This is a genomic window from Corynebacterium sp. HMSC05D03 (genome assembly GCF_001807205.1).
Taxonomy (GTDB): domain Bacteria; phylum Actinomycetota; class Actinomycetes; order Mycobacteriales; family Mycobacteriaceae; genus Corynebacterium; species Corynebacterium aurimucosum.
This window is the reverse complement of the sequence record NZ_KV788166.1, coordinates 1-24,010: the sequence shown is the minus strand read 5'-3', so window position 1 is coordinate 24,010 and position 24,010 is coordinate 1. Positions and strand designations below refer to the sequence as shown.

Here is a 24,010-nt window from a genome sequence, read left to right as displayed (position 1 = left end):
GACAAAATCAACGCACTCTAAAACCGGAAGGGCCGCTTTACCGCCGCGTGGTCCATACGAAGCGAAAATCACCGTCCGACTATGGGACGGAACGACTTACCGCCCGACAATCCGGGCAAGGACAAAGGGGGAATTCCGGCGAATTGCCGTCGAGAAGCGGGACAGCAAGCTCAACTCGACGTCGACCAATTGGGATAAGAGTAAGAACTTCTCGGCGTTCATTACCGACGTTTCTAAGCCGGCCATCCAGGCGGCACGGCTGCGGCCGAACACGCGCGCCCGGTATGAGCTCGCATTGAAACAGGCCGAAGCACAGCTTGGAAAACATGCCATTGGCGAGGCTGTGAAATTCCGAACTCTCGAACGCGCATTGCAGGCCATCGCCACCGCAAACGGGTCGGAATCCGCACGGCAGGCCCGTACTGTCGTGAGCAAGTATATTCTGGATCAACTCATCCGCGAGGGCGTTATCGACCACAACCCGTTACGCGGAATCAGTATCGACCTCGGCGAGGTCAAGAAGGGCAATAAACCGCAAGGTGGTCACGCCCTGACGAACGCACAATACGACGCCGTTGTAGACCATCTCATTGCACGCGATACGGCCAGACCGTTACCACCGGGTACGGACAGACGAGCAAGCTCCATCGCAAAACATGACAACGTGGTCGCGCTGGCACTACTACAAGCGGGGACGGGACTTCGCATCTCAGAGGCGCTGGCGGCGACGAGACAATCTGTAAAAGTCGCTAATGGGCAAATCGCGATCAGCATTACATCTGATCAATCCAAAACGCACAGAGGCCGTTCTATCCCGTTCCTGGACAAGCGTGTCGAAAAGTTTTGGTTAAACCGGCTCGACGGACTAGGAACGACCGACCCACTGATCCCTTCGCCAGGAGACAAGCAGGCGCACTGGCGCACCGACAACGCCGTGAAAGCGTCAGCGGCTCTGTTTAAAGATGTCGGCGCGCAGGTCCAGGACGACCACATCGCTTTAATGAGATCCCATGACTGGCGCACGGTGCTCAATAACCGGGCCATCGCGCGAGGGGTGCCCGCCCAGGTGCGTGCAGCCTACTTCGGGCATGACGTCGACGTGAACGCGCGCAACTACACGGATTGGACTGATGTCGACGCTATGCAGGGAGCCTTGAATCTCGGTGAAGAAAGTGGGACTCAAAACGGGACTTAAGAGTCGGTAATCCGCGGTAAGGCGCAGTAAGGCCCAGTATGCTTATACCTCTCTAATCAGCAGGTAAAAGGGTAATAACTGCAGGTGGCTCGAACTTGAGGGCGAGAACCCAGAGGTCGTCGGTTCGAATCCGGCCCCCGCTACCAACTTCCGGAACCCCACCAGTCAACATGGCTGGTGGGGCTTCTTCGTTTTCGACTAGCGCCCAGATTTGCGCAACGACGTTTGCGTCTAGGAATCCTGTGGCAAGAGCTAAGTGGATAGAGTGGGGTCACGTATAAATCGCAAGGTAATGGAGGATTGTCATGTCCGCTTCGGCTCCACGAGTATTGCTCCTTGGGTTTGGCGCAATCGGGCGTCAATTGGTGTCACTCTTTGACCCATCGGAATTCGAAGTCAGTGCATTTGTTCGTGATGCTGCCCCGCACCGAGAACGCGGCACCCTGGGAGTATCCCTTTATGATGACAATCTTCCGAAGCTCATCGATGCCCACGATATCGTGGTTGAATGCGCGGGCGTTGCGGCGGCGAAAGAACACGGACCGGCGGTGATTACACGTGGCAAGGATCTGGTGTTGACTTCAGTAGGCGCTTTGGCCGATCCTGATGCGCGCCAAACACTGTTATCTGGCCCTGGAAAAGTGCATGTCACCTCTGGTGCGATCGGTGGATTTGATTTGTGGGCAGCGCTTGCAGAGTCGAATGCCGTGGACACCGTAAAGATTCGAACGACCAAGAAAGCCGAAGCCCTCATTCAAGGCTGGATGAATGATGAAGAGCGAGCGCAACTAGAAAACGCAACAGAACCGTTTCTACTTTTCAGCGGCAGGCCTAGTGACGCGATTGCTAAATTCCCTGGCAACGTCAATGTTTCCGTCGCCCTTGCCTGGGCGACTCGCGGCAGGGGCTCCAGCGATGACGAGTTGCTTGCGCGTTCACTTGAGCGCGTATCGGTTGAGCTCATTGCTTCTCCGAATCTGGCTGATACGCACCATCACATCGAGGTAACGGGCTCTGCCGGTGCGTTCTCTCTGGTGAGCGAATCTGCTCCTAGTCCCGTGAACCCCAAAACCTCCGCGATTACGGCGTTGTCGGTTGCACACACTTTAAGACACGCGATGGCTCCGCTTCAGTAGCGGCGACTAGGCGCGGGAACGGCGCGCTTCGATAAGCAGGGCAAGGTCAACCCGATAGTTGTGCTTCTCAGCGCCGAAATACTGACTATCCATATAGACAAGGAAGTCCAGCCAATATGCCTTGTCGGTGCTGCCTACCCAGTCGGACAGGCTAATTCGCGGGGGCAGGAAAAGCGTATACGTAATGTCGGGGTGTGCACCGACGCAAATTTCGACGGGTAGTTGGGCCCAGTCGCTACTACTCAGCTGAGATTGAATCTCGGAATAGTAGTTTGTGACATCTTTCGGGGTGGCTGCGGCTTCTGATCGGTCCCACGAGAAACACACGATGTCCAATTCCCCTTGTTCTGTGCGCCTTTTGTCGTCCGCGAACTTCTTGTGTTTCAAATAGGACATTTCGGATTCCCTTCGTGGAATAGATAGGTATCAGGTTTGCTTCGCCGCGCGCCCACCCTATGGGCTAGCTTCGACAGCTACGACATGACCGTCACCGTAAATAAGCCCCGAAATTTTGAAAATTTTGGGCACTATTTACGGTGAACGACATTGGGCGTGATGTTGGCTAGCGGTTAAGCCTCCTGATGACAACAACCAGAGCGATGACGAGGCCGAAAAGGACCAGAAGGCCGAGCCCTACCAAGAGGAAGGGGAAGCCTTCGAGGAACGAGGAGTCGTCATTGTCTTGGGCGCGGTTCTCGGTCTCTTCTTTTTCCGCGGGCTCAGAAGGCTTCTCAGTCTCAAGTTTGACCGGTGCAAAAGTTGGCTCCGGAACGGGATCGCCCATGGCGTCCGCCACGAGGTCATAGGTCAGTACGGGCAGCTGTGTATTCTCGTCAATTTCTTGCTCGGTCAGGAGCTGCTCGTAGTTAACAGCGATGTATTGCTCGCCGCCCTGCCACACGCTTTCGGTTTCCCACATCCCAGACCCATCGTTGTGCGAGCCTCCATAGCGGTTGGCAAAGAGGATTGGTGCTGGGTAGCTGAAATCCTTCTTGGTGTCTTTCTGAATGGTCGCGTGGGACCCCTCAACGTGAATCTGTGCCCGGGCTTCGTTGTACGCGGTAACGATCAGGGCGTCACCCGGCCCATTGTTGTCAAAGTCATCGGCCTCTTCGACCATGGAGACCGTGCCGGCAACCTGTTGCCCGTGTTCGGCAGAGATGCGATAAAAGTGCGTTTCACCAGGCACAATCTGTGCGCGAACTGGCTGCTGTGGTGTGAGCTCAGCAGCGTTGGTAAACCACGTCCCGGGAGTAACCTCAGTGGCGTCGCCGGAAGCCGTGACATGGCCGGGTTCGGTCTTTTCCTCGGCCGGGTCCGGTTGTCCATCCATATTCGGCTCGCCAAAGCGGGTGATGGTCACTTCTACGCCGAGCTCCTCATCCTGCTTCCAATCACCTTTTCGCTCGATCGAGAAGGCAAGTTCATCGGAGTCGCAGCCCTCTTCACCGCCCGGGGTGCTGTACAAGGTTGCGGTCTGGTACTGGTTTACCCCCAGTTCATTGGCCGTCGCGGTGTCGAGCTTGCAGGATAGCTCGGCAGCATGAATTCCCAAGTAGAATGATCCACCTTTTCGGAAGTTGTTGATGCTTGGTTCTTGCGTCGAGTTTGCGCTAATAACGACGCGCTCGCCTTCAGCAATGGGGGTGGTGAAGAAAGTAGTGGATTCAGCTGAGTGCCCTTTACCCTCCGTCGGGAGAAGAGTGGTGGAGAAGGCCTCTACGTCACGGTCTACCTTGGCCGGGGAACCTTCGGTTTCGCCGCCTTCGATCTTCTCTAAGTCTGACTCGTAGGCGTTGAAGGTGCGGGGTGCTGCGCGGTTCAGTTCCTTGGCCAAGCTATCGGCGTCGGAGGCGTCGGCGTAGGTGCCGCCGGTGGCGTCGGCAATGCACTGCAGTTCCTGCTGTGCCTCGGGCTCAACGTTGAAGCCGACGGTATTGATGACTAGGTCGATGCCCTGCTCCTTCAGCTCTTTCGCCACATCACACACGGGTGGCGGGGTGCAGGTGGCAACGCCATCGGAGACCAAGATGATGCTGCGCTGGCCTTCCTCTGGTAGCTCAGCGGCGGCCTTGCGTAGGGACTCGCCGATGGGGGTGAATCCTCGTGGCTGCAAGCCATCCATATGGGCGATCATCTTCTCAGAGTTACCGGCCTCGGGTGGTGCGACCACGGTGATGTCCTGGCAACCGGCCGCCTCATCTTCGGGGGCTTCGCCGGTGTTGCCACCATAGGTGACAAGCCCCAGAGGGGCGTCATCTCCGGCTTCGGTGATGAAGGTGCGGGCGGCCTCCTTGGCGGCATCGATGCGGGTCTGCCCGCCGGCATCGTTGGTGATCATCGAGCCGGAGGAATCGAAAACCACCATGGTTGGAGCCATGTTGCTGGAAGTGGAGTTGGCCGATTCTGAAGGTTTGTCTTCCGCGGCGGCTAAGGGAAACAGCCCGGTTGCAGCTGCCGCGGCTAACACCGCGAGAATGGCCGCTAAGGCCACCGATAAGGAACGGAAAGTATGGTGAGGGAAAGTGTGCATGTGAGTTAAGTTACATGCCAAGTGGTTACCTCGCTAGGCGAGCGTGGAACCGAGGGGGAGTGCGCCCCATTGACACCCCGCTATTAGTCATCCAAAGCGTGCAGGTAGAAAAAGCGGATCAGCGCGCGCCGGGGAATATCGAGCAGCGGGCGCAGAAAGGCGAGGCGGGCGGGTTGGGAGGAGGCGTCGACAAGCAGGAGCGTGCGCCCATCCCGCAGGCGCTCCAGGGTAAAGGTTTCCTCGCCGCGCTCGATGTGGCCGGGGAGGGTGCCGTAGGTAAAGCCGCAGCGGCCCTCCTCGTGGAATACATCCACCACTCGGCAGCGAAACTCCCATGGGCCTAACCCGAGGGAGACCTCTGCGCCTTCTTCTACGATGGCGTGGCTGGGCTTGACCCGAAAGAGGCCGCTGCGCTGGAGCCCCCAGCTAAAGAGCTTGTCGGCCGCGGTGTCAAAATCAGCGTCGATGACGCGGGACATGTGCAGCTGAGGGAAGCCTGCGGTGGAGGAGTAGGAGAGTGGTTCGGGCATCGCTTAAGCCCTGTCGCCTGCACGGCGAAGCCAGGCGCAGAGTTCCTTCTGTGCGCGGTCCACACCTCCGGGGTAGCTTTCCTCAAGCTCGAGTTTGACGTTATCGAAAATGCGCTCTGAGATGAGCTCCGCGCGCGCTCTACTCAGTTGTCCTTGTAGTTCATCGAGCGGCACCTTGAGCTCCGTATAGGGGCTCGGGCGGAAGTACCAGGAGCGCATGTCTTCCGAATAGACGACAATAGTTGTCTTCGTCATGTGCGATTCCAGCACAACGTTCCCAAACACCAGCGACGTCAGCTTCTTGGATTCCATGGCCGCGAGTGTAGACCGATGTGAACGCCTGCTGCTTTTAAGCGGGTTTAACCTGCGGTAACCGGTTGGATAGAGAGGTAGTTGGCATCGCCAGCGCACCCTTCGAAGCCGGAAATTCGGATGAAGGCGCTGGCGGTTTCGCCGGGCGGGTAGACGCGCAGGCCGTCGGCCGCCTGGGGCTGGCAGGAAGTTGGGTCGAGGACACCGATGTTGGTCATCTTCAGGCCCGCACGGGCAGAGTGCCCGGGCTCGAGCGTGACGTTTGCTGTTTCTTGGCCCGATTCACGCTCGGCGGCGGGGCCGAGCTGGGTGCCGTCGTCATTGGTGACGGCGGAGACGCCAGGAAAGCCTTGCAACGTACACGGTGCGGGGGAAGTGTTGGTGAACGTAATGTCAGCCAAGCGTGAGCCGGCGGCCCCCTGCTCGTTGGCAAGACTGATATCTAGCTGTTTCGTTGTGCAGGCGCTGTCGGCGGCAGTGGGGATTGCGCCTTGGGCGCTGTGCGCGTCTTCGCTTGTCTCGGGTGACTTCTGTTCGGCGGCCGCTGAATCTGCGTCGTGTGACTGCGGGTCTGCGGATGTTGAAGCCCCAGATTCGGCGCTGGCGGCTTGAGTGGTGGGGGAGACAGCGGAAAGCGTGGCGTCGGTGCTGTCATCGGTGGCGCAGCCGGCCAGTGCAAGGGCAAGGGAACCGGCGGCGAGAACGGGGAGTAGTCGCTGCGTAATCATGGTGGGGAGTCTAGACGCTATGGGCTTAGAGGTCCTGCAGAGCGGGGAATACCCTCTCCCTAAGTAATGGGGCGACGGTGACGTCTGGGGCAGCGGGATCGACCCAGGCTAGCTCTGCAATCTCCTTGTCAGGATGGGCAACGGAGATTTCTTCTTCACAGACATAGACGTGAGCGTGGATCGTCTGAGGTGCGTCATTGGCCGCAGGCGAGACATAGGTGGCTAGGCGGCGCAGCTTCGACATATCAATCGCGGCCCGAACAGCCTCGTGGGCGATGAGCTGGGCGGCGCGAGCTGGATTAATGGTCTCATCGATGGAGCCAAATGGCAGGACGAATTCTGGAGTATCGGTGGCGCGGATGACAAGAACGCGGCCATGGTTATCGCGCAGGATTACAGCGACTATCTCAGCAATGCCTGCAGGAGATGACGAAGAATTGGCAGTCTCAGACATGCCTCCATAGTAGGTCTGCGGAGGCGCGGCAGGCGGTGAAAGATAAGAGGGGGCACCCGAAAACTGTCAGTAGTGTAACGGCTTGGACACAGTCCCACACGTTAGAAAACGGCTACCCCAGTGCGCGTGTCATTATGGGGGAAGTCTTATAGACCAATACGAGAAGAAATGAAAAGAGGAATTGCTCAATGAGAAAAATTCCGCACCTTAAGAAAGTCATTGTGGGCTCGGCTTTCGCAGGTGCGTTCTTCCTGGGTAACCCAATGGCGGGTGCTCAGGAGCTCCCCACCATCCCGGAGATTGATTCAGCAGGTTTTGTCGACCAGGTACGCACGGATCTGCAGTCCGTAGGTATTGAGACCAAGCCCGTGGACAAAGAGCTGACCGACGCCCTCGATACCGCCGTCAACGGTGCTGCCGCAGCGGCATCGAAGGATGTGAATCAGGCAGTCGAGGGAGCCGTGAACTCGCCTGAGGCGCAGCGCCTCGCGGAGCAGGCAAACCTGAAGACGCAACTGCCGGCCCCGTCCGAGCAGCAGGATTATGCCGGCGCTGATGCCATCACGGGTGAACCGCTGACGAACCCGACTCCTATCGGACTGTTGGAGGAGGCCACGCAGCCGGAATTTGTACCCCAGGGCACGGATCCGAATTATGTGTGGAAGAACGACCTGTTCTCCAAGATTGCTGCTGGTAAACCGCACGCGGAGTACGTTCTGCACCGAGTCCCTGGTTCTTTCTACGATGCTCCCCAGATCCCCGAGGAATCCAACGTTGCGATGACCGAAGGGAAGTCTCTGTACGGCCCGGGTACCCCGCTGTACATCCGTGAGGACACCATGTGCACGCTGACGGCAGCCGGCACTGATGCCGAAGGCCGCAAGGTCGGTATTACTGCTGGCCACTGTGGAAATGTCGGCGATCCGGTGTCTTCTGCGGATTCCTGGCAGGTAGGCCCCACCGGCACCGTGGTGGCGAAGAACGCTAACCTGGACTATTCGCTCATCGAATTCGGCTCCCAGGCCGAGGTAACCCGCAGCTACAACGGTGTGAGCGCGCAGGCGATCGGTGGTACCACGCAGCCGGGCGATATTACCTGCAAGAGCGGTGTAGCTACTGGCCGCACCTGTGGCATGACTTTCCAGCACACTGAGCGCATCACGATTAACCAGGTGTGCGCGATGGTCGGGGACTCCGGCGCTCCGGTCTTCCGCGACGGCCGTATCGTCGGCTCGGTATCCCGTGGACTGGTCCCGGGTCTGCCGTCCTGCCGCACCCCGTGGCAGGGTGCGCTGCACAACCCGACGGTCGTGGCTAATACCGATGCCATCATCGCGGATCTCAACCGCCGCGAGGGCCCAGGTTCTGGATTCGTGCTTCCGGAGAACTAGAAGTACGTTTCTAACAAATTGGGCCCCAGATCTTTAAAGATCTGGGGCCCTATTTGATCGAAGTGACCTGTACGCGGCACGGTTCGCTGGCGTGCGACGTTGGGGCGCCGCGCAGAAGCTAGGACAAGGCGCTGAGGGCGGCGTCGTGAAGCTTGCCGTTGGAGGCCAGCGCTGAGCCGCCGTGGGGGCCGTCTTCGCCGCGGACGTTGGTGAAGCGGCCACCGGCCTCAGTCACAAGAAGCGCTGGGGCTGCTAGGTCCCAGAGGGAGACCTCGGGCTCGGCAGCGATGTCGACGGCACCTTCGGCCACCAGACAGTAATTCCAGAAGTCGCCGTAGCCGCGCAGGCGCCAGACCTTGTCCGTGAATGAGATGAAAGCGTCGCGTTTCGGCCGCCACCCAGACAAGGAGCTCATGGCCAGAGAAGCATCTTCCAGTTTGGAGACCTCGGAAACACGCAGGCGTTTCGGCTCCCCGCCGAAAACTCGGTAGGCGCCGCCGCCCTTGGCTGCGTACCAGCGGCGCCGCAGGGCAGGGGCGGAGACGACGGAGACGACCGGCTCGCCGTCTTCCAACAGCGCGATGAGGGTGGCCCAGACGGGGACGCCGCGCACGAAATTCTTCGTGCCGTCGATAGGGTCGATAACCCACTGGCGGCCCTCGAAGCAGGCCTCGCCACCAAACTCTTCACCCAGCACCTCATCGCGCGGGCGGGAGCGCTTGAGCGCCTCACGGATGGCCTTTTCGCATGCCAGGTCCGCGTCAGAGACCGGGGTCATGTCCGGCTTTTCCTTGACGGACAGGTCTGCAGCCTCAAAACGGTGCATCGTAATGGCGTCCGCATGGCCTGCCATCTCCAAGGCCAAGCCGAGGTCTTCTTTGAATTTACCCACGGAGCCATTCCTCCATCTGATCAACTACCTGTTTATTACCCGCGATACACCATTCCACACCGCCGGCTTTAACCTTGCGCGCCGCGCCGCCCGCGGCCAGCACCAGCGCCTGGCCGGGGAACCAATCCCAGTCCTTGACGGAGTGCTGCATCCACGCTCCCCACGTGCCATCCGCCACGCAGGAGAGATCCACGGAGCCCGCACCCAACATGCGCACGGTGGCGAAGTGCGGGGCTACTTTTTCCCAGGCGGACGCGATTGCGGGATCCGTCATGGAGGTGGGATGCAGGTACGTCGACAAGCACAGCTTGTCGGCGGGGGTGTCGGTGAGCTTGGTGACGTCCTTGCCGTCCAAGCTGGTGGGGAAGTCACGGCCGCCGAACCAGGTATAACCCATAGTGGGGCGGTGGACGGCGCCGAGGATGACCCCTCCAGCGTCGATAAGCGCGAGCGCGGAGCACCAATAGTCGGAGCCTGAGGCGAAGTTGTAGGTGCCGTCGACAGGGTCGATGACCCAGGTCCGGCCGGACTTTGACTCGCGGTTCGCACCCTCTTCGCCCACGATGCCGTCCTCGCCGCGCAGGGCTTCGAGCACACCGGCGACGAAACGCTCGGCGGCGAAGTCGGCGTCGGTGACGACATCGGAGACGGAGGTCTTTTGCTCTATGTCTACTCCCTGCTCGCGCAGGCGCCAGGCCAGGCGGCCTGCGTTATAAACAAGCGCTTGGGCAAGGTGGGCGTCAGTATCGTCCGCGTGGGCGACGATGAAGGTCTTGATGATGGCATCGATCATCTCGGTGAGGCTTGGCTGGTCACTCATGCCGCCTATTGTCGCGCTAAACGCGGCCGATGGCTAATCAGGGAGAAAGAATAAGTAGAGTAGGGGGCTATGCGTCCGGAACAAACAGCACGACTTGAGGAACTCAGCGCCACCTTGACCTCCATTGAAAAGGTGATGGACCCGGAGGCGGTGTCCGAGCGCGTGCGCGAACTCGAGGCCCAGGCGGGGGACCCGTCGCTGTGGGATGACCCTGATCATGCGCAGAAGGTGACCTCGGAGCTGTCGGCGCAGCAGGCAAAGCTACGCAAACTGAATTCCCTGCGCGGGCGCATTGAGGATCTGCCCGTGATGTCTGAGCTGGCGGAGGAGGAAGGCGACGAGGCCTCCCAGGAGCTCGTGGATACGGAGCTGGAAGAGCTCGGCGCGGCCATCGAGGCACTCGAGGTGACCACCATGTTGTCCGGTGAGTACGACGAGCGTGAGGCGGTGATCCACATACGCTCCGGAGCCGGTGGCGTGGATGCTGCGGACTGGGCGGAGATGCTCATGCGCATGTATACGCGCTGGGCGGAGAAAAACGGCCACAAGGTGGATGTTTATGACATTTCCTATGCCGAAGAAGCCGGTATTAAGTCCGCTACCTTCGTGGTGCATGGCGAATACATGTATGGCCAGCTTTCCGTAGAGCAGGGCGCGCACCGCTTGGTGCGTATTTCTCCTTTTGATAACCAAGCCCGCCGCCAAACCTCGTTCGCGGAGGTAGAGGTGTTGCCGGTGGTGGAGCAAACCGACTCCATCGAAGTGCCGGATTCGGAGGTGCGCGTGGACGTCTACCGCTCCTCGGGCCCGGGTGGTCAGTCGGTCAACACAACGGATTCGGCGGTGCGCTTGACGCACATCCCGACCGGCATCGTGGTGACCTGTCAGAACGAAAAGTCCCAGATCCAGAACAAGGCCTCTGCTATGCGCGTGCTGCAGGCGAAGCTGCTGGAGCGCAAGCGCCAAGAGGAGCGCGCGGAGCTCGATGCGCTGGGCGCCGGTGGCAATGCCTCCTGGGGCAACCAGATGCGTTCCTATGTGCTGCATCCGTACCAGATGGTCAAGGATCTGCGCACGAACTATGAGGTGGGGGATCCCTCCAAGGTCTTGGATGGTGATATCGATGGTTTCCTGGAATCCGGGATCCGGTGGCGTATGGCGCAGCAGGAGTCCTAGGCTCGAGTAACAAATGTTGCTAATGTGGCTTAAGTGATCACTTTTGAGAATGTGTCCAAGGTCTATCCGACCTCCACAAGGCCCGCGCTGGACAACGTGTCCTTTGAGATTGAAGACGGAGAATTCGTCTTTCTCATCGGCCCGTCCGGCTCCGGCAAGTCGACCTTCCTCCAGCTCATGGTGCGCGAAACCAATGTCAGCTCGGGCGATATCTACTTCGGGGACTTCCACGTCAACGCGTTGAAGGGGCGCGAGGTCAACCGCCTGCGCCAATCCATCGGCTATGTCTTTCAAGACTTCCGGCTTCTGCCCAAGCTCAATGTCTACGACAATGTCGCCTTTGCCCTCGAGGTCATCGGCAAACGCAAGGCGCGGATTGCCAAGCAAGTCCCCGAGGTCCTCGACATGGTCGGCCTGGGTGCCAAGCAGCACCGCATGCCGCATGAACTCTCCGGCGGTGAGCAGCAGCGCGTGGCGATTGCGCGGGCCTTTGTTAACCGTCCCAAGTTGCTGCTTGCCGACGAGCCCACGGGCAACCTTGATCCCTCCACGGCTGCGGAGATCATGGCCTTGCTCACCAAGATCAACCGCCGCGGAACCACCGTGGTGATGTCGACGCACAATGCGCGCGCAGTTAACGAGGCCCGCCAGCGCGTCATTGAGCTGCACAACGGCACGCTGGTGCGCGATGAGAAGAACGCGATGTACGGGGAGGCGGTCTAGGTGAATCTGGGCTTTGTATTCAGGGAAGCTTTTAAAGGGCTAGGGCGTAACATCACCATGACTATCGCCATGGTGATCACCACGGCCATTTCGGTGGCGCTTGTGGTGGCTGGTGTGCTGGTTACCCAGATGACCAACGAAACCAAAAACATCTACCTCGAACGCGTCGAGGTCATGGTCCAGCTCAACGAGGATATTTCTGCCAACGATCCGCAGTGCAAGGACTCCGCCTGCGCCGGGCTGAAGAAGAAGCTAGAGGCGGATGAAGATATCGAGTCCGTCAGCTACCGCAACCGTGAGGATTCCTACGAGCGCTTTGTGGAACTGTTCAAGGAAACTGATCCAGTCATGGTTGAGGAAACCTCCCCGGATGCGCTGCCGGCGGCCTTCCATGTGCGGCTGAAGGATCCGACGGATACCGCGCCAATCGACGCCATCGCGTCCGACCCTGCCGTTAGCGACATCATCGACCAACAAGAGGAGGTCCGCAGCGCCGCAGGCAACCTCGACGCCATCCGGAATGCCACCTTCGTCTTAGCTGCTGTCATGGCGCTGGCCGCCATCATGCTGATCGCGAACATGGTGCAGATCGCCGCCTATCAGCGCCAGCGAGAGACCGCGATTATGCGCATCGTCGGTGCTTCGCGGTGGGTAACCCACGCCCCCTTCATCATGGAGGCGGTCCTCGGCGCCGTCGGTGGTGTCGTTCTCGCCGGGATAGGCGTCATCGTAGGAAAGAACACGGTGATCGATCCCGCGCTGAAGGACCTGTACCACAACCAGCTTCTGGCCCCGGTGACCGCAGGCGACGTGTGGACGGCTCTGCCTATCGTGGGGCTTGTGGCAATCCTGTGCGCTGCACTGACCGCGCAGGTGACCATGCGCGCCTACGTGCGGACATAGGCCAACAGGCCTGTTGTGGGTTGTGCCTGGCAGTAGCGTAATATAGTTCGAACTATGGCGAAGAAGGCAAAGAAGAAAAAGGCGGCCGTCGACAATAACTCGACCTTGGCCACCAACCGACGTGCCCGCCACGACTACACCATCCTCGACACCCTGGAATGCGGCATGGTGCTCGTGGGCACCGAAATTAAGTCGATGCGCGAAGGTAAAATCTCCTTGGCAGATGCCTTCGCCACCATTGACGACGGCGAGGTCTATATCCGCAACCTCCACATCCCGGAGTATTCCCAAGGCTCGTGGACGAATCACTCGCCCAAGCGCACACGCAAGCTGCTGTTGCACCGCAGGGAGATTGACAAGCTCATGGGCCAGGTGCGCGACGGCAATAAGACGCTGATCCCGCTCAAGGTGTATCTGAAGGACGGCCGCGCCAAGTGCGAGCTCGGTTTGGCCAAGGGTAAGCAGGACTACGACAAGCGCGAAGCAATCAAGCGCCGCGACCAGGACCGCGACATCACCCGCGAGCTGGGCCGCCGCGTAAAGGGGATTAACGCCTAACCTGGAAGCCATGATTTATACGGCTAAGGCTCATGATGTTATTCGGGAAGATGAGCAGCCGCGTGGGGTAGCGGTGCTCGTCGATAAGCTCTGGCCCCGTGGCGTGGCCAAGGAGCGTCTGTCCTATGACCACTGGTTCAAGGATGTCGCGCCCAGCCCGGGGTTGCGTAAGTGGTGGGGGCACGATGCTGACACCTTCGAGGAATTTGCCCGGCGCTACCGTGCGGAGCTCGACGAGAACGACGGCGAGGAGTTGGCGCGCTTGCGCCAACTAGCGGAGGATGGTGACGTCACCCTACTTTTCGCCGCCAAGGACCGCGAGGTCAACCACGCCACTGTTTTGAAGGCGTGGTTAGAGGAACGCTAGGAGAAAAGGCTCCAGATGGTGGCGCCCACGGCGATGAGACCCGTGATGACGACGAAGACGTTGCTGGGGCGGCCGCGGAATTGCTTCAGAGCGTCGATGCGGTGGATGGCATACATCGGCAGCAGGTACAGGATCGAGGCGATGAAGGGGCCGCCGATGGCCTCGATGAGACCCAGAATTGAAGGGTCGATGATGGCCACGATCCACGCACAGACAAAGATGATGCCGTGCATGATGGAGTTGAGCTGCTTTTCCGAGAGCTTCTCGGTGGCGCGCGGCGCGGCGCTGCGCAGCAGGAAGTTGCCGCCCTCGGTAGCTCCCAGCACGTGGCCGAAGTAGGAGGAGATAATCGCAATCATCGCGATGATCGGGGAGAGGAAAGCCAAGACCGGGACACCGGTGACGTTGGCCAGGTAAGACAGGACCGGCAGGTTTTGCTCGCGGGCCTCGGCGAGACCGTCCGCACCAAGCGTGAGGGTACAGGACCACACGAAGAACATGGTGAATACGGTGAGCAGAATTGCGGTTAGTGCCAGCGCGCGCGAGGCGTTCTCCGAGCTCTTCTCGCGGCCGTGTGCGGCGACCATGGCCAAGGAGAACTGGGAAATCGCGGGGGAGTGGTTAAAGGAGAAGACCAGCACGGGGATGATGAGGGCGACAGCACCGACGACGCGCCAATCATTGTTGCCCACCTCCATGAAGGAGGCGATATCCCAGCGCGGGATAAGGTAGATGGACAGTGCGCCAAGGCAGAAGATCAGCGGGTAGACCAAGAACTGCGTTACGGCCAGCACCATGCGTTGACCGAAGGCGAAGACGATGGTCATGATGCCCACGAGGAGGAAAGCCAACAGCGGGCGTGAAATCGTGGGTCCATTTAATTGGTTGACGATGAAGCTGTTGACCGTATTGGTGATCGAAACGCCATAAATGAGGACGATGGGGAAGATGGCGCAGAAATAAATCACCGAAATGATAAAACCTGCGCTCTTGCCGAAATAGTCCGTGACCACTGCGGTGATGTCCTCGCCCTGGCGTGGTGACGCACAAATCATGCGGGCCAGACCGCGGTGGGAGAAGTATGTCATCGGCCCAATCAGAATCGTGGCCGCGAGGAGGGGCCAGAAGCCGAAACTGCCCGCGTTGATGGGGAGGAAAAGAATGCCGGCGCCTACGGCGGTGCCGAAGAGCGAGATGGCCCACTCGGTGTTGCTTGCTGGGCTTTTAGCGTCTTCCGGGGAACTGGTGGTTTCGGTATGTGTGCTCACTTTGCAGCCTTTAACAAAGTAGGAGTATCGGACTCACACACCTTAACAGCGTTTAAGTTGATGCTAATCACAAGGGGGTGCTTATGAAAGCTATGCCTCATGTGGCCTGGGGTGAAGCTTGCGGGAATAGGGGCAGGTGCAGTAGCGTTGAACAGACCGTAGGGCGCATAAAGATGCGTTCTGCGCAGCTTTCACAGCAATGTGTAAATGAGGGGTCGACTTGGTTTCGACTTCGTACATTGAGCCAGGGGAAGCGTGCCGGTGCAGGCTAGAGACCACCGTTAAGCGTCGTAGCAACCAATAAACGCAGAGAAGAACTCTCAGCGTGACTACGCCCTCGCTGCCTAATTACAGCGACGCGTGTCTGTCAGCCTAGGTTTGGTTCCTGACCTAGATCCTGGCATCGACTAAGGAACTTGCCTGACCGGTTTGTTGTTCGGCCGGTTGGGGACTTCTAGAGCAACTGGGCCCATCATCCGGAGCGAGTTTGCCCGAGCCGGAGGGCCGAGTAGAGATCCTGTGCAGACTGCGCACGGAGAAGCCCTGGCGAGGTGACGAAGGACCCGGGTTCAATTCCCGGCGGCTCCACCAAAACCCCAGTTAGAAAGCGTTCTAGCTGGGGTTTCTTTGTGTGTGAAGCCCCCGGCTTAAATGGGCGTGAAGCCGCCGGGAATTGAACCCGGGTCCCGGATGTTCGTCAGCGGCACTACGGCCTGCTTTAGGATGGTCGCATGTATTCCGAGCCTCTCCGCATTACGGTCGTCTTGTTTGAGGGCTTTGAGCTTCTCGACGTCTTCGGGCCCGTCCAGCTGCTTCAAGCGGTGCCTGATGTCTCCGTTGTTTTCGCAGGACCGGATGGTGGGCCAGTTGCTAGCTCGCAGGGCGTGGAAGTGGTGCCGACAATCTCTTATGGGCAGATTGAGTCGGCCGATGCCCTCCTCGTCCCGGGCGGTAAGGGAACCCGGCAGCTCGTGGGGGACGAATCTTTTCTGTCGTGGCTTCGTGAGGTGGGTGCACAAGCGCCTTGGGTCGCCTCCGTGTGCACGGGTTCTGCGGTCCTGGCGGCGGCTGGGCTCTTGGAGGGCTACACCGCGACGAGCAATAAGCGTGCCTATAGCTGGGCCACGTCCTTCGGGGGCGATGTGTCCTGGCAGCCGGAGGCGCGGTGGGTGCACGACCGCAATCGATGGACCTCCTCAGGTGTTGCGGCGGGCATGGATATGACGGTCGCGCTCATTGCGCACCTCGTATCAGACAGTGCTGCCATCAATGCTGCCAACTTTGCGGAATATGATGCGCACCGCGACAGTGAGTGGGATCCTTTCGCGCGGCTTTATGGGCTGGCGCCGGCGAGCGGTGACGAAGCTGAGCGTGGGGACGTAACGTTCGGGCAATCTGGTGACGCTCACGGTAGATAAGAGGCTAAAAACTGGCGATTTTCGGCCACTATTTACCGTGGGCGTAGTTGGGGAGAGCCTGTAGGTATGCGGAGGTGAGCGGGCGGCGAGAAAGCGGAGTCGGAGTAGGTCTGGCCGAACAAAATGTGATACGGAACAAAAATATTTGTTACCCAGGTTACATTCCCGTGGTAGCCTTTCTCCAACAGTGTGACGTGGAACACTGGGACTGACCCCTACGACAGGAGTACCCATGAACAGCCCATCCAATGCAGCGCCACAAGGCGGCGCTGGTACCACGGAGAAGTCGAAAGAAAATCCCGCCAAGGCTGAGCAAAAATCGAGTCAACAGTCCAGTGGGGGAATGCTGGATAAGTTCCTCAATGGTGTCGAGTACATCGGCAACAAGCTGCCGGAGCCCTTCACCATCTTCCTGATTCTTTTCCTGATCACAGGCGTTCTCTCCACCATCATGGCGAAGATGGGCGTCGAGATTAAGATTCCCGGATCGGATGAGATCCAGCCGGTCAAAGGCCTGTTCACCGGTGAGGGGCTCACGTGGTTCACCACCACAATGGGTGAGAACTACATCAACTTCCCGCCGCTGGTGACAGTGCTGCCCATCATGCTGGCAGTTGGCGTGGCGGAGCGCTCCGGAATGCTCTCGGCGTTGATTCGCAAGCTCTTCGGTTCCGCGAAACCGTGGCTGCTTCCGTACGCCGTCGGCGTTATCGGCGTGACCGCCTCCGTCATGGCGGATGCCGCCTTCGTCATCGTCCCGCCGCTGGCCGCCATGGTCTTCAAGGCTGCGGGCCGTCATCCGGTGGCGGGTCTGATCGGCGGCTTCGCCGCCGTGGGTGCGGGCTATTCCACCGCCTTGGTGCCAACTTCCCTGGACGCGCTCTTTGCCGGTATTACGACCGCGGTCATGGAGACCCTGCCGAATACTGAGTTCGCTCCGGTTAACGCCATGTCGAATTACTACTTTAACGTGGCTTCTTCCATCGTGCTCGGTGTGCTGGCCGGCTTCATCATCGACAAGGTGATCGAGCCGCGCATGTGGCAGCAGGAAGTTCCCACCGAGGAAGATATCGATCCTGAGGATGCCGCCGAGCGCGGTGACCGCGACGAGAATGGCGAAGAGCTCACCGCTGAGCTGCGCCCGGCCGAATCCAAGGGCCTCATCTGGTCCGGTGTGGCCACGGTCATCCTCACCGCCATCATTCTCTTCGCAGTCCTTCTGCCAGAATCGCCGTGGCGCAATGAAGAGGGTGGCTTCTTGCCCAAGTCCCCGCTGCTGAATTCCATCGTCTTCATCGTGTTCGCCTACTTCTTGGTGCTCGGCGTGGTCTACGGCAAGGTAGTCGGCACGGTCAAGGGAATCACCGATGTTGTGAACATGATGATCGGCGCGCTCAAGGACATGATGAGTTTCCTCATCTTGGCCTTCATCCTGGGCCAGTTCGTGGCGCTCTTCGCCTGGACCGGTATCGGCACCTTCACCGCGGTGAAGGGCGCGGCCTTCCTTGAATCCATCGGGCTTACCGGCTTCCCAGCTATTTTCGCCTTCATCGCGCTGGCGTCCTGCCTGAACCTGCTGATTATTTCCGGATCCTCGATGTGGACGCTCATGGCCGCGGTCTTCGTGCCCATGTTTGCCCTGCTGGGCTATGAGCCGGCGTTTATTCAGGGCGCATTCCGCGTGGGCGATTCCGCAACCCAGATCATCACCCCGCTGAACCCGTACATGATTGTCATGCTGGGCTTCCTCCAGCGCTATGAACGCGAGGCAGGCTTGGGAACGCTGATGTCGCGCCTCGTGCCCTTCGTAGTCCCATTCTTTACCGCGTGGGCGATCTTGCTGGCCATCTGGTTCTACGTAGATCTTCCGTTGGGACCGGGCAACAACGTCATGATTGGTTAAGCGCATGAATCAACGCAACAATCCATCGACAGCGTATTTGGAAGCGATGGAGGAGGGCGTTGCCAAGCGCGTGGCGTCCGCAGCACCACCGGAAAAACAGGGAGAGGACTACCCAGGCCAAGCGAAGCTCTGGGATGCGGCGGCCGCGCGGGCTGAGGCCTTGCGGGAGAAGGCCGCGCACATCGTCGCGGACCTGCACGCTCACCCTGAAACGGCCTTCGAAGAACATCGTTCCATGGCGGTGCTCGCGGACATCGTTGAAGAGCATGGCTTCTCCACGTGCCGCGGGGTCTACGGCGTGGAGACCACGTTTGAAGCTTCCTGGCAGAGTGCAGATTTCGACCCTGAACGGCATCCCACTGTGGCCATCCTGGCGGAATACGATGCCCTGCCTCAGATTGGGCACGCGTGCGGGCATAACGTCATCGCCGCAGCGGGCGTTACTGGATTCTTGGCGGCTACTGCCGTGCTGGACGCCGCCCCTCCTATGTCCGGTCGCATCCTCCTCCAGGGGACCCCAGCGGAGGAGGGGCATTCCGGCAAGGAATACATGATCCGCGGCGGCAGCCTCGAAGGGGTCGATGCCGCGGTGATGATCCATGGCTTTGGCTATGACATCGGTGCGCATGCCTGGGTGGGCCGCCGCATTCTGCGCGTTCGTTTTCGCGGCGTAGCCGCTCATGCCAGCTCCCAGCCTTTCATGGGGCGCAACGCCCTTGACGCTGCGAGCCTGGCCTACCAGGGGATTGGGCTTATGCGCCAGCAAATGCCGCCATCGGATCGCGTGCACGCCATCATGAGTGGTGGCGATCGCCCTTCGATCATTCCGAGCGAGGCGGAAATGACCATTTACGTGCGCTCGTTAGGAACGCGCACACTCATGGATCTGTCCGCCAGGGTGGAAGACATCGTCCGGGGCGCGGCACTCATGGCAGGTATCGAGGTGGAAGTCGACTGGGATGAGCACCCGATGACCCTGCCCGTGCGCAATAATGCGGCGCTGGTGGATCGGTGGTCGGCCACGCAGGCGCGCCGCGGACGCACCGCGCTGCCCGCTGGGACGGTGCCGGATACAGTGGCCGCCTCGACTGACTTTGGCAATGTCTCTCATCTCGTGCCCGGCCTGCATCCAATGGTGAAGGTATCGCCAACTGACGTGGCCCTGCACACGGAGGACTTTGCGCGCTGGGCTGCCACGCCGCAGGCGGTAGATGCGGCCGTTGATTCGGCGGCGGGTTTGGCACAGGTTGCCCTCGATTTCTTGGCGGATCCGAATTTCCGCCACGCGGCGCGGGAGGATTTTGATAGGGAAGGGCCAGTGTCGGTGAGTGATCTCATCGCGAAGAAGGGGGAGGGCGAAGCGTAAATATTTTTTTCTAAAAGGCATGTCACGGGCTATCGTGCGGAGGTCTGCTACCCCCGTCATGAATTAGGAAACATGAGTGTTCTTGAAGGGTAAGCCTTACTTGAGTTAGGTTAGGCGCTGTCCTTATTTGCCAACTGTGGTTAGCCACACCTAATATGCAAGGAAGCTATGTTTAACCTTTCTCGCCGTGCCTCGCGCACGACCGCCGCCAAAGTTGCCGCAACTCTCTCGGTCGCAGCGCTTGCTCTCACCGGCTGCTCTTCCAGCCAGTCTGAGGAGACCGCTGAGCCGACCGAATCCGCGGCGGCAGGCGCCTCCACCATCACCCTGGAGGATAACTTCGGCTCGAAGGAAGTCACCCTCCCGGTGGAGAACCCCGCGGTGACGGATAACCGCGCCTTCTCTATCCTGGCGCAGTGGGATATTGACCTTGCTGCTGCACCGCTGAGGCTGGTACCGAAGTCGCTGCGAGACACCTACAACAAGGACACGGTCGAGGTTGATCTGGGCTCCCACAAGGAGCCGGACCTTGAAGGTCTGGTAGCTGCAGAGCCGGACGTCGTGTGGAACGGCCAGCGCTTCGAACAGCACCAAGAGGACATTGAGAAGCTGCTCGAGGATGTCCCGGTGCTTGACTTCGAGCCGCGCGATGACGAAGACTTTTTCGACGAACTCAAGCGCCACACTGAGGCCCTGGGCCAGGTTTTCGGCCACGAAGAGGATGCTGCGAAGCTCATCGAGGATTTCGACGCCGCTGCTGAGCGCGCTAAGAAGGCCTACAACCCAGAGCAGAAGGTCATGGCTGTGAACACCTCCGGCGGTGAAATCGGCTACATCGCTCCCGGTATCGGGCGCGTGTATGGCCCGGTCTTTGAGCTGCTTGGCCTGACCCCGGCCCTGGAGGTCTCCAACGCCTCCGATGACCACGAGGGTGACGATATCTCCGTTGAGGCCATTGCCGAATCCAACCCGGATTGGATCCTCGTCATGGACCGTGATTCCGCTATCTCCAAGGAAGGCCAGGATGTCACGCCGGGCGAGAAGCTGGTCAAGGACAACGCGGCGCTCAAGAACGTTACCGCTGTGAAGGAAGGCAACGTTTACGTGGCGCCGAATGACACCTACATTGATGAGTCCATCATTACCTACACCGAGATCTTGAACGCGCTTGCCGACGCCTTCGAGAAGGCCAACGCCTAAACAACTCTCTCGGCAGCCAAGGAGGAGACTAAACCGTGACGGTGAAGAGCAGCGCTGCGGCAGAGCACTCAGCTGTCAGCCCGCGTAACTCCCGCGGACCTGTGCTGACCTGGAAGCTAGGCCTCGGCGTGCTCGGCGTCATCGCGCTGCTCCTCCTTTCCCTCATGGTGGGGGAGTACAGCATCCTCGATAATGAGGACGGCTGGTCCATGTTCTTCACCACCCGCATACCGCGAACCGTGGCGCTCGTCTTGGCGGGCGCTGCGATGGCGATGAGCGGTTTGGTCATGCAGCTGCTGACCCAAAACCGTTTCGTGGAACCCACGACGACGGGAACCACCGAGTGGGCCGGATTGGGCCTGCTCTTTTCGCTTATCCTTTTCCCGCACTCATCCGTGCTGGTGAAAATGGTCATTTCGGTTTCCTTCGCGTTTGTGGGAACCATGGTCTTCTTCGCTTTCCTTCGCCGCGTGGCGCTGCGCTCCTCACTCATCGTGCCGATCATCGGCATCATGCTGGGCGCTGTCGTTAGTGCCGTATCCTCCTATGTGGCGCTCGCCACGGATACCTTGCAGCAGCTCGGAATCTGGTTCATGGGATCCTTTACCTCTGTCTATGAGGGGCAATACGAGGTCCTGTGGATCGTCCTGCTGGTTCTGATGGCGGTGTATTTCTACGCTGACAAGCTCACCGTCGCTGGGCTGGGTGAGGATATCGCCACCAATATTGGGTTGAACTACCAGCGGATGATTCTGCTGGGCACTGGGCTCATCGCGGTGGCAACGGGTGTAGTCACCGTCGTTGTCGGCGCATTGCCGTTTCTTGGCCTTATCGTGCCTAACGTAGTGAGCATGATTCGCGGCGATGACCTGCGCTCTAACCTCCCGTGGGTCTGCCTGCTCGGTATCGCCACGGTGACCTTATGCGACCTCATCGGCCGCACCATTATTTCCCCGTTTGAAATGCCCGTATCAGTCATCCTGGGCATTGTGGGTGCTATCGTGTTCGTCGTCTTGATCGTGAGGTCGACCAAGTGAGCGTACGTATCTCTATCCCAGCGACGAAGGAACCTGTGCAAACGTCACGTGCCCAGCGAAACGTGGGTAGCTTCCAGTCTGCTGCTGCGGCGCGAAAGTACTGGATCATCCTTGCAGCCTTGATCGTTGCCGGGCTGGTTTTCGCCTTCGGGCTCTTGGCCTATGACAACCCCATGGATTTTGGTACCCGCAAGTGGTGGCTGATTGCACGTCGCCGCGCTGATGCGGTGACCGCTATGGCGATCGTCGCCGTATGCCAGGCCGTGGCTACGGTGGCTTTCCATACGGTGACGAACAACCGGATCCTTACTCCCTCCATCATGGGGTTTGAATCCCTGTACGTCGCGATTAATACAGCCACGATCTTTTTCCTTGGCGCCTCCGGCCTAACTCAGGCCCGCAACATGGGAACCTTCCTTGTGCAGCTTGTGCTCATGGTGGGCCTATCCCTCGTGCTGTACTCCTGGCTGCTGACCAGCCGCCGCAACAATATGCATGCGATGCTGCTCGTGGGCATCATTATCGGTGGTGGTCTTGGTTCGTTGTCGACGTTTATGCAGCGCATGCTCACGCCCAGTGAATTCGATGTGCTGACTGCACGCCTTTTCGGTTCCGTGAATAACGCGGAGAGCGAGTACTATCCCATCGCCATACCGTTGGTTCTCGCGGTGACGATGCTGGTGTTCCTGAACTCCCGGCAGCTTAACGTGCTAGCGCTGGGACGCGATGCCGCGACGAACCTTGGTGTTAACCACAAGGTCAATGCAATCTACACGCTGATTTTGGTCTCCATTCTTATGGCAACAAGTACCGCGCTTGTAGGGCCCATGACCTTCCTTGGCTTCCTCGTGGCAACCTTGGCCTACCAGGCAGCGGAGACGTATGACCACCGTTTTTTGTTCCCAATGGCAATTGCCACGGCCTTTGCCGTTCTCACCGGCGCCTACTTCCTCATGCAGCACGTCTTCTACGCGCAGGGCGTGGTCTCCATCATTATTGAGCTAGTGGGCGGCAGCGTCTTCCTTCTGGTCATTCTGCGAAAGGGCAAGCTGTGATCAAGCTTTCCAAAGTGTCCAAGTCCTACTCCGGTGAAACCAACATCGGCCCCATTGATCTGGAGATCCCCTCCGGCGGTATCACTGCGCTGATTGGGCCGAATGGTGCGGGCAAGTCCACGATGCTGACGATGATCGGCCGGCTTCTCGACGTCGACGAGGGCACCATCGAGGTCGCCGGTTACGACGTGTCCTCCACGAAATCGCAGGACTTGGCGAAGATCCTTTCCATCCTGCGTCAGGAGAACCACTTCATTACCAAGCTGACCGTGCGCCAGCTGGTGAGCTTCGGCCGTTTCCCTTACTCGAAGGGGCGTCTGACTGCGGAAGATGAAGAGATAGTCTCGCGCTACATCGACTTCTTCCACTTGCGTGAATTGGAGAGCCGTTACCTCGACGAGCTATCCGGTGGGCAGCGCCAGCGCGCATATGTGGCGATGGTGCTCTGCCAAGAGACGGACTACGTGCTTCTCGACGAGCCCCTCAACAACCTAGACATCTCACACTCCGTCGAGATGATGAAGCATTTGCGGAAGGCCGCCAAGGAATTTGGCAGAACGATCATCATCGTTCTCCATGACATCAACTTCGCTGCTCGCTATGCCGACTATATTTGTGCGGCCAAGGATGGGAGCATCGTTTCCTTCGGTAGTCCGGAGGAAATCATGCGCGATGAGATTCTCACGCCCATCTTCGAAACCCCAATCACCGTTATTGATAGCCCGGATGGGCTGTTGGCCTGTTACCACTAGCTATTAACATTCAGGTGGACTTCCCGATAGCGAAGAAAACCGCCCTAGGACGAGCACAAAAAGTGCTCCTTCCTGGGGATTTGTTGTTTGTTGGGGGTGTGCGTATATTTATCGAGGTCGCCGCGAGGTAGCCGGGAGGTTAACTGGTGGTAGATGTTCGGGCAATGGTTGTTCGGCGGGTTTGACTTTGGTTGAGCTTGTTGGGTAATGTTGTTCGGGCCGCTGCGAAGAGGTTAACGTTTGGTTAATTTTGTTTGTGGTGTGCGGATGATGTTTGAGAACTCAATAGTGTG

Annotated in this window: 24 protein-coding genes and 1 other RNA gene; 16 read left to right on the top strand and 9 right to left on the bottom strand. The window is 59.2% G+C overall.

Annotated elements, in window-relative coordinates:
* The coding region (locus tag HMPREF3147_RS12955) for a tyrosine-type recombinase/integrase (protein WP_246815698.1) at window positions 1–1,195 on the top strand (1,195 nt) is incomplete at its 5' end.
* A 305-nt stretch (window positions 1,196–1,500) separates the two neighbouring features.
* On the top strand, window positions 1,501–2,331 hold the full coding sequence (locus HMPREF3147_RS02355) for an aspartate dehydrogenase domain-containing protein (protein ID WP_070444202.1): 831 nt from the start codon (window positions 1,501–1,503) through the stop codon (window positions 2,329–2,331).
* Window positions 2,332–2,337: 6 nt separating this feature from the next.
* Here the strand turns inward: HMPREF3147_RS02355 and HMPREF3147_RS02350 are convergent, their stop codons facing one another.
* The 6 genes from HMPREF3147_RS02350 to HMPREF3147_RS02325 all read right to left on the bottom strand — a co-directional run bounded on the left by HMPREF3147_RS02350 (window position 2,338) and on the right by HMPREF3147_RS02325 (window position 6,888).
* Window positions 2,338–2,727 carry a hypothetical protein gene (locus HMPREF3147_RS02350; RefSeq protein ID WP_070444200.1) on the bottom strand — a complete coding sequence of 130 codons (390 nt, stop codon included), beginning with the start codon at window positions 2,725–2,727 and terminating at the stop codon, window positions 2,338–2,340.
* 166 nt (window positions 2,728–2,893) lie between these two features.
* A complete protein-coding gene (locus HMPREF3147_RS02345; RefSeq protein ID WP_246815697.1) occupies window positions 2,894–4,864 on the bottom strand; it encodes a vWA domain-containing protein in 1,971 nt (656 codons plus the stop codon).
* Window positions 4,865–4,947: 83 nt separating this feature from the next.
* Window positions 4,948–5,394 (bottom strand): DUF1990 family protein, encoded by a 447-nt coding sequence (locus HMPREF3147_RS02340; protein WP_070444197.1) that lies wholly within the window; start codon window positions 5,392–5,394, stop codon window positions 4,948–4,950.
* A 3-nt stretch (window positions 5,395–5,397) separates the two neighbouring features.
* On the bottom strand, window positions 5,398–5,706 hold the full coding sequence (locus tag HMPREF3147_RS02335) for a hypothetical protein (protein ID WP_070444195.1): 309 nt from the start codon (window positions 5,704–5,706) through the stop codon (window positions 5,398–5,400).
* A 47-nt stretch (window positions 5,707–5,753) separates the two neighbouring features.
* Complete coding sequence (locus tag HMPREF3147_RS02330; RefSeq protein ID WP_070444194.1) at window positions 5,754–6,434, bottom strand: DUF4232 domain-containing protein; 681 nt, start codon at window positions 6,432–6,434, stop codon at window positions 5,754–5,756.
* A gap of 25 nt (window positions 6,435–6,459) precedes the next feature.
* Window positions 6,460–6,888 (bottom strand): NUDIX domain-containing protein, encoded by a 429-nt coding sequence (locus HMPREF3147_RS02325; protein ID WP_070444192.1) that lies wholly within the window; start codon window positions 6,886–6,888, stop codon window positions 6,460–6,462.
* Between the two features lie 188 nt (window positions 6,889–7,076).
* Between HMPREF3147_RS02325 and HMPREF3147_RS02320 the strand changes: the two genes are divergently transcribed.
* Window positions 7,077–8,279 (top strand): S1 family peptidase, encoded by a 1,203-nt coding sequence (locus HMPREF3147_RS02320; RefSeq protein WP_070444190.1) that lies wholly within the window; start codon window positions 7,077–7,079, stop codon window positions 8,277–8,279.
* A gap of 118 nt (window positions 8,280–8,397) precedes the next feature.
* Here the strand turns inward: HMPREF3147_RS02320 and hisN are convergent, their stop codons facing one another.
* A complete protein-coding gene (hisN, locus tag HMPREF3147_RS02315) occupies window positions 8,398–9,171 on the bottom strand; it encodes a histidinol-phosphatase (protein ID WP_070444188.1) in 774 nt (257 codons plus the stop codon).
* On the bottom strand, window positions 9,164–9,991 hold the full coding sequence (locus tag HMPREF3147_RS02310) for an inositol monophosphatase family protein (protein WP_070444186.1): 828 nt from the start codon (window positions 9,989–9,991) through the stop codon (window positions 9,164–9,166). The genes hisN and HMPREF3147_RS02310 overlap by 8 nt, the downstream gene beginning before the upstream one ends.
* A gap of 69 nt (window positions 9,992–10,060) precedes the next feature.
* On the opposite strand from HMPREF3147_RS02310, the gene prfB reads away from it, so the two are divergent.
* From prfB to HMPREF3147_RS02285, 5 genes are read left to right on the top strand one after another with little or no spacing between them, the layout of a single operon-like run.
* Window positions 10,061–11,167, top strand: coding sequence for a peptide chain release factor 2 (prfB, locus tag HMPREF3147_RS02305; protein ID WP_070444184.1), 1,107 nt, complete (start codon window positions 10,061–10,063; stop codon window positions 11,165–11,167).
* 33 nt (window positions 11,168–11,200) lie between these two features.
* Entirely contained in the window at window positions 11,201–11,890 is a 690-nt protein-coding gene (ftsE, locus tag HMPREF3147_RS02300) for a cell division ATP-binding protein FtsE (RefSeq protein WP_070444182.1), read from the top strand.
* Window positions 11,891–12,793, top strand: coding sequence for a permease-like cell division protein FtsX (gene ftsX, locus HMPREF3147_RS02295; RefSeq protein WP_070444180.1), 903 nt, complete (start codon window positions 11,891–11,893; stop codon window positions 12,791–12,793).
* Between the two features lie 54 nt (window positions 12,794–12,847).
* On the top strand, window positions 12,848–13,351 hold the full coding sequence (gene smpB, locus HMPREF3147_RS02290) for an SsrA-binding protein SmpB (RefSeq protein ID WP_010189093.1): 504 nt from the start codon (window positions 12,848–12,850) through the stop codon (window positions 13,349–13,351).
* Window positions 13,352–13,361: 10 nt separating this feature from the next.
* A complete protein-coding gene (locus HMPREF3147_RS02285) occupies window positions 13,362–13,718 on the top strand; it encodes a DUF488 domain-containing protein (RefSeq protein WP_070444178.1) in 357 nt (118 codons plus the stop codon).
* On the opposite strand, the gene HMPREF3147_RS02280 is transcribed toward HMPREF3147_RS02285, so the two are convergent.
* Complete coding sequence (locus HMPREF3147_RS02280) at window positions 13,715–14,986, bottom strand: SLC5/6 family protein (protein WP_070444176.1); 1,272 nt, start codon at window positions 14,984–14,986, stop codon at window positions 13,715–13,717. The genes HMPREF3147_RS02285 and HMPREF3147_RS02280 overlap by 4 nt on opposite strands.
* 211 nt (window positions 14,987–15,197) lie before the next feature.
* On the opposite strand from HMPREF3147_RS02280, the gene ssrA reads away from it, so the two are divergent.
* From ssrA to HMPREF3147_RS02240, 8 genes are all read left to right on the top strand, one after another.
* Window positions 15,198–15,577, top strand: a transfer-messenger RNA (tmRNA) gene (gene ssrA, locus HMPREF3147_RS02275).
* Window positions 15,578–15,717: 140 nt separating this feature from the next.
* Complete coding sequence (locus tag HMPREF3147_RS02270; RefSeq protein WP_070444174.1) at window positions 15,718–16,404, top strand: DJ-1/PfpI family protein; 687 nt, start codon at window positions 15,718–15,720, stop codon at window positions 16,402–16,404.
* 232 nt (window positions 16,405–16,636) lie between these two features.
* On the top strand, window positions 16,637–18,307 hold the full coding sequence (locus HMPREF3147_RS02265; protein WP_070444172.1) for an AbgT family transporter: 1,671 nt from the start codon (window positions 16,637–16,639) through the stop codon (window positions 18,305–18,307).
* Between the two features lie 4 nt (window positions 18,308–18,311).
* On the top strand, window positions 18,312–19,673 hold the full coding sequence (locus HMPREF3147_RS02260; protein WP_070444170.1) for a M20 family metallopeptidase: 1,362 nt from the start codon (window positions 18,312–18,314) through the stop codon (window positions 19,671–19,673).
* A gap of 168 nt (window positions 19,674–19,841) precedes the next feature.
* Complete coding sequence (locus HMPREF3147_RS02255; protein WP_070444168.1) at window positions 19,842–20,873, top strand: siderophore ABC transporter substrate-binding protein; 1,032 nt, start codon at window positions 19,842–19,844, stop codon at window positions 20,871–20,873.
* 41 nt (window positions 20,874–20,914) lie between these two features.
* Window positions 20,915–21,910, top strand: a complete 996-nt coding sequence (locus HMPREF3147_RS02250) for an ABC transporter permease (protein ID WP_371325731.1) — start codon at window positions 20,915–20,917, stop codon at window positions 21,908–21,910.
* Between the two features lie 35 nt (window positions 21,911–21,945).
* Window positions 21,946–22,965 (top strand): iron chelate uptake ABC transporter family permease subunit, encoded by a 1,020-nt coding sequence (locus HMPREF3147_RS02245; RefSeq protein WP_070444163.1) that lies wholly within the window; start codon window positions 21,946–21,948, stop codon window positions 22,963–22,965.
* Window positions 22,962–23,717 carry an iron ABC transporter ATP-binding protein gene (locus tag HMPREF3147_RS02240; protein ID WP_070444161.1) on the top strand — a complete coding sequence of 252 codons (756 nt, stop codon included), beginning with the start codon at window positions 22,962–22,964 and terminating at the stop codon, window positions 23,715–23,717. Before HMPREF3147_RS02245 ends, HMPREF3147_RS02240 begins: the two co-directional genes overlap by 4 nt.
* Window positions 23,718–24,010 lie beyond the last annotated feature (293 nt).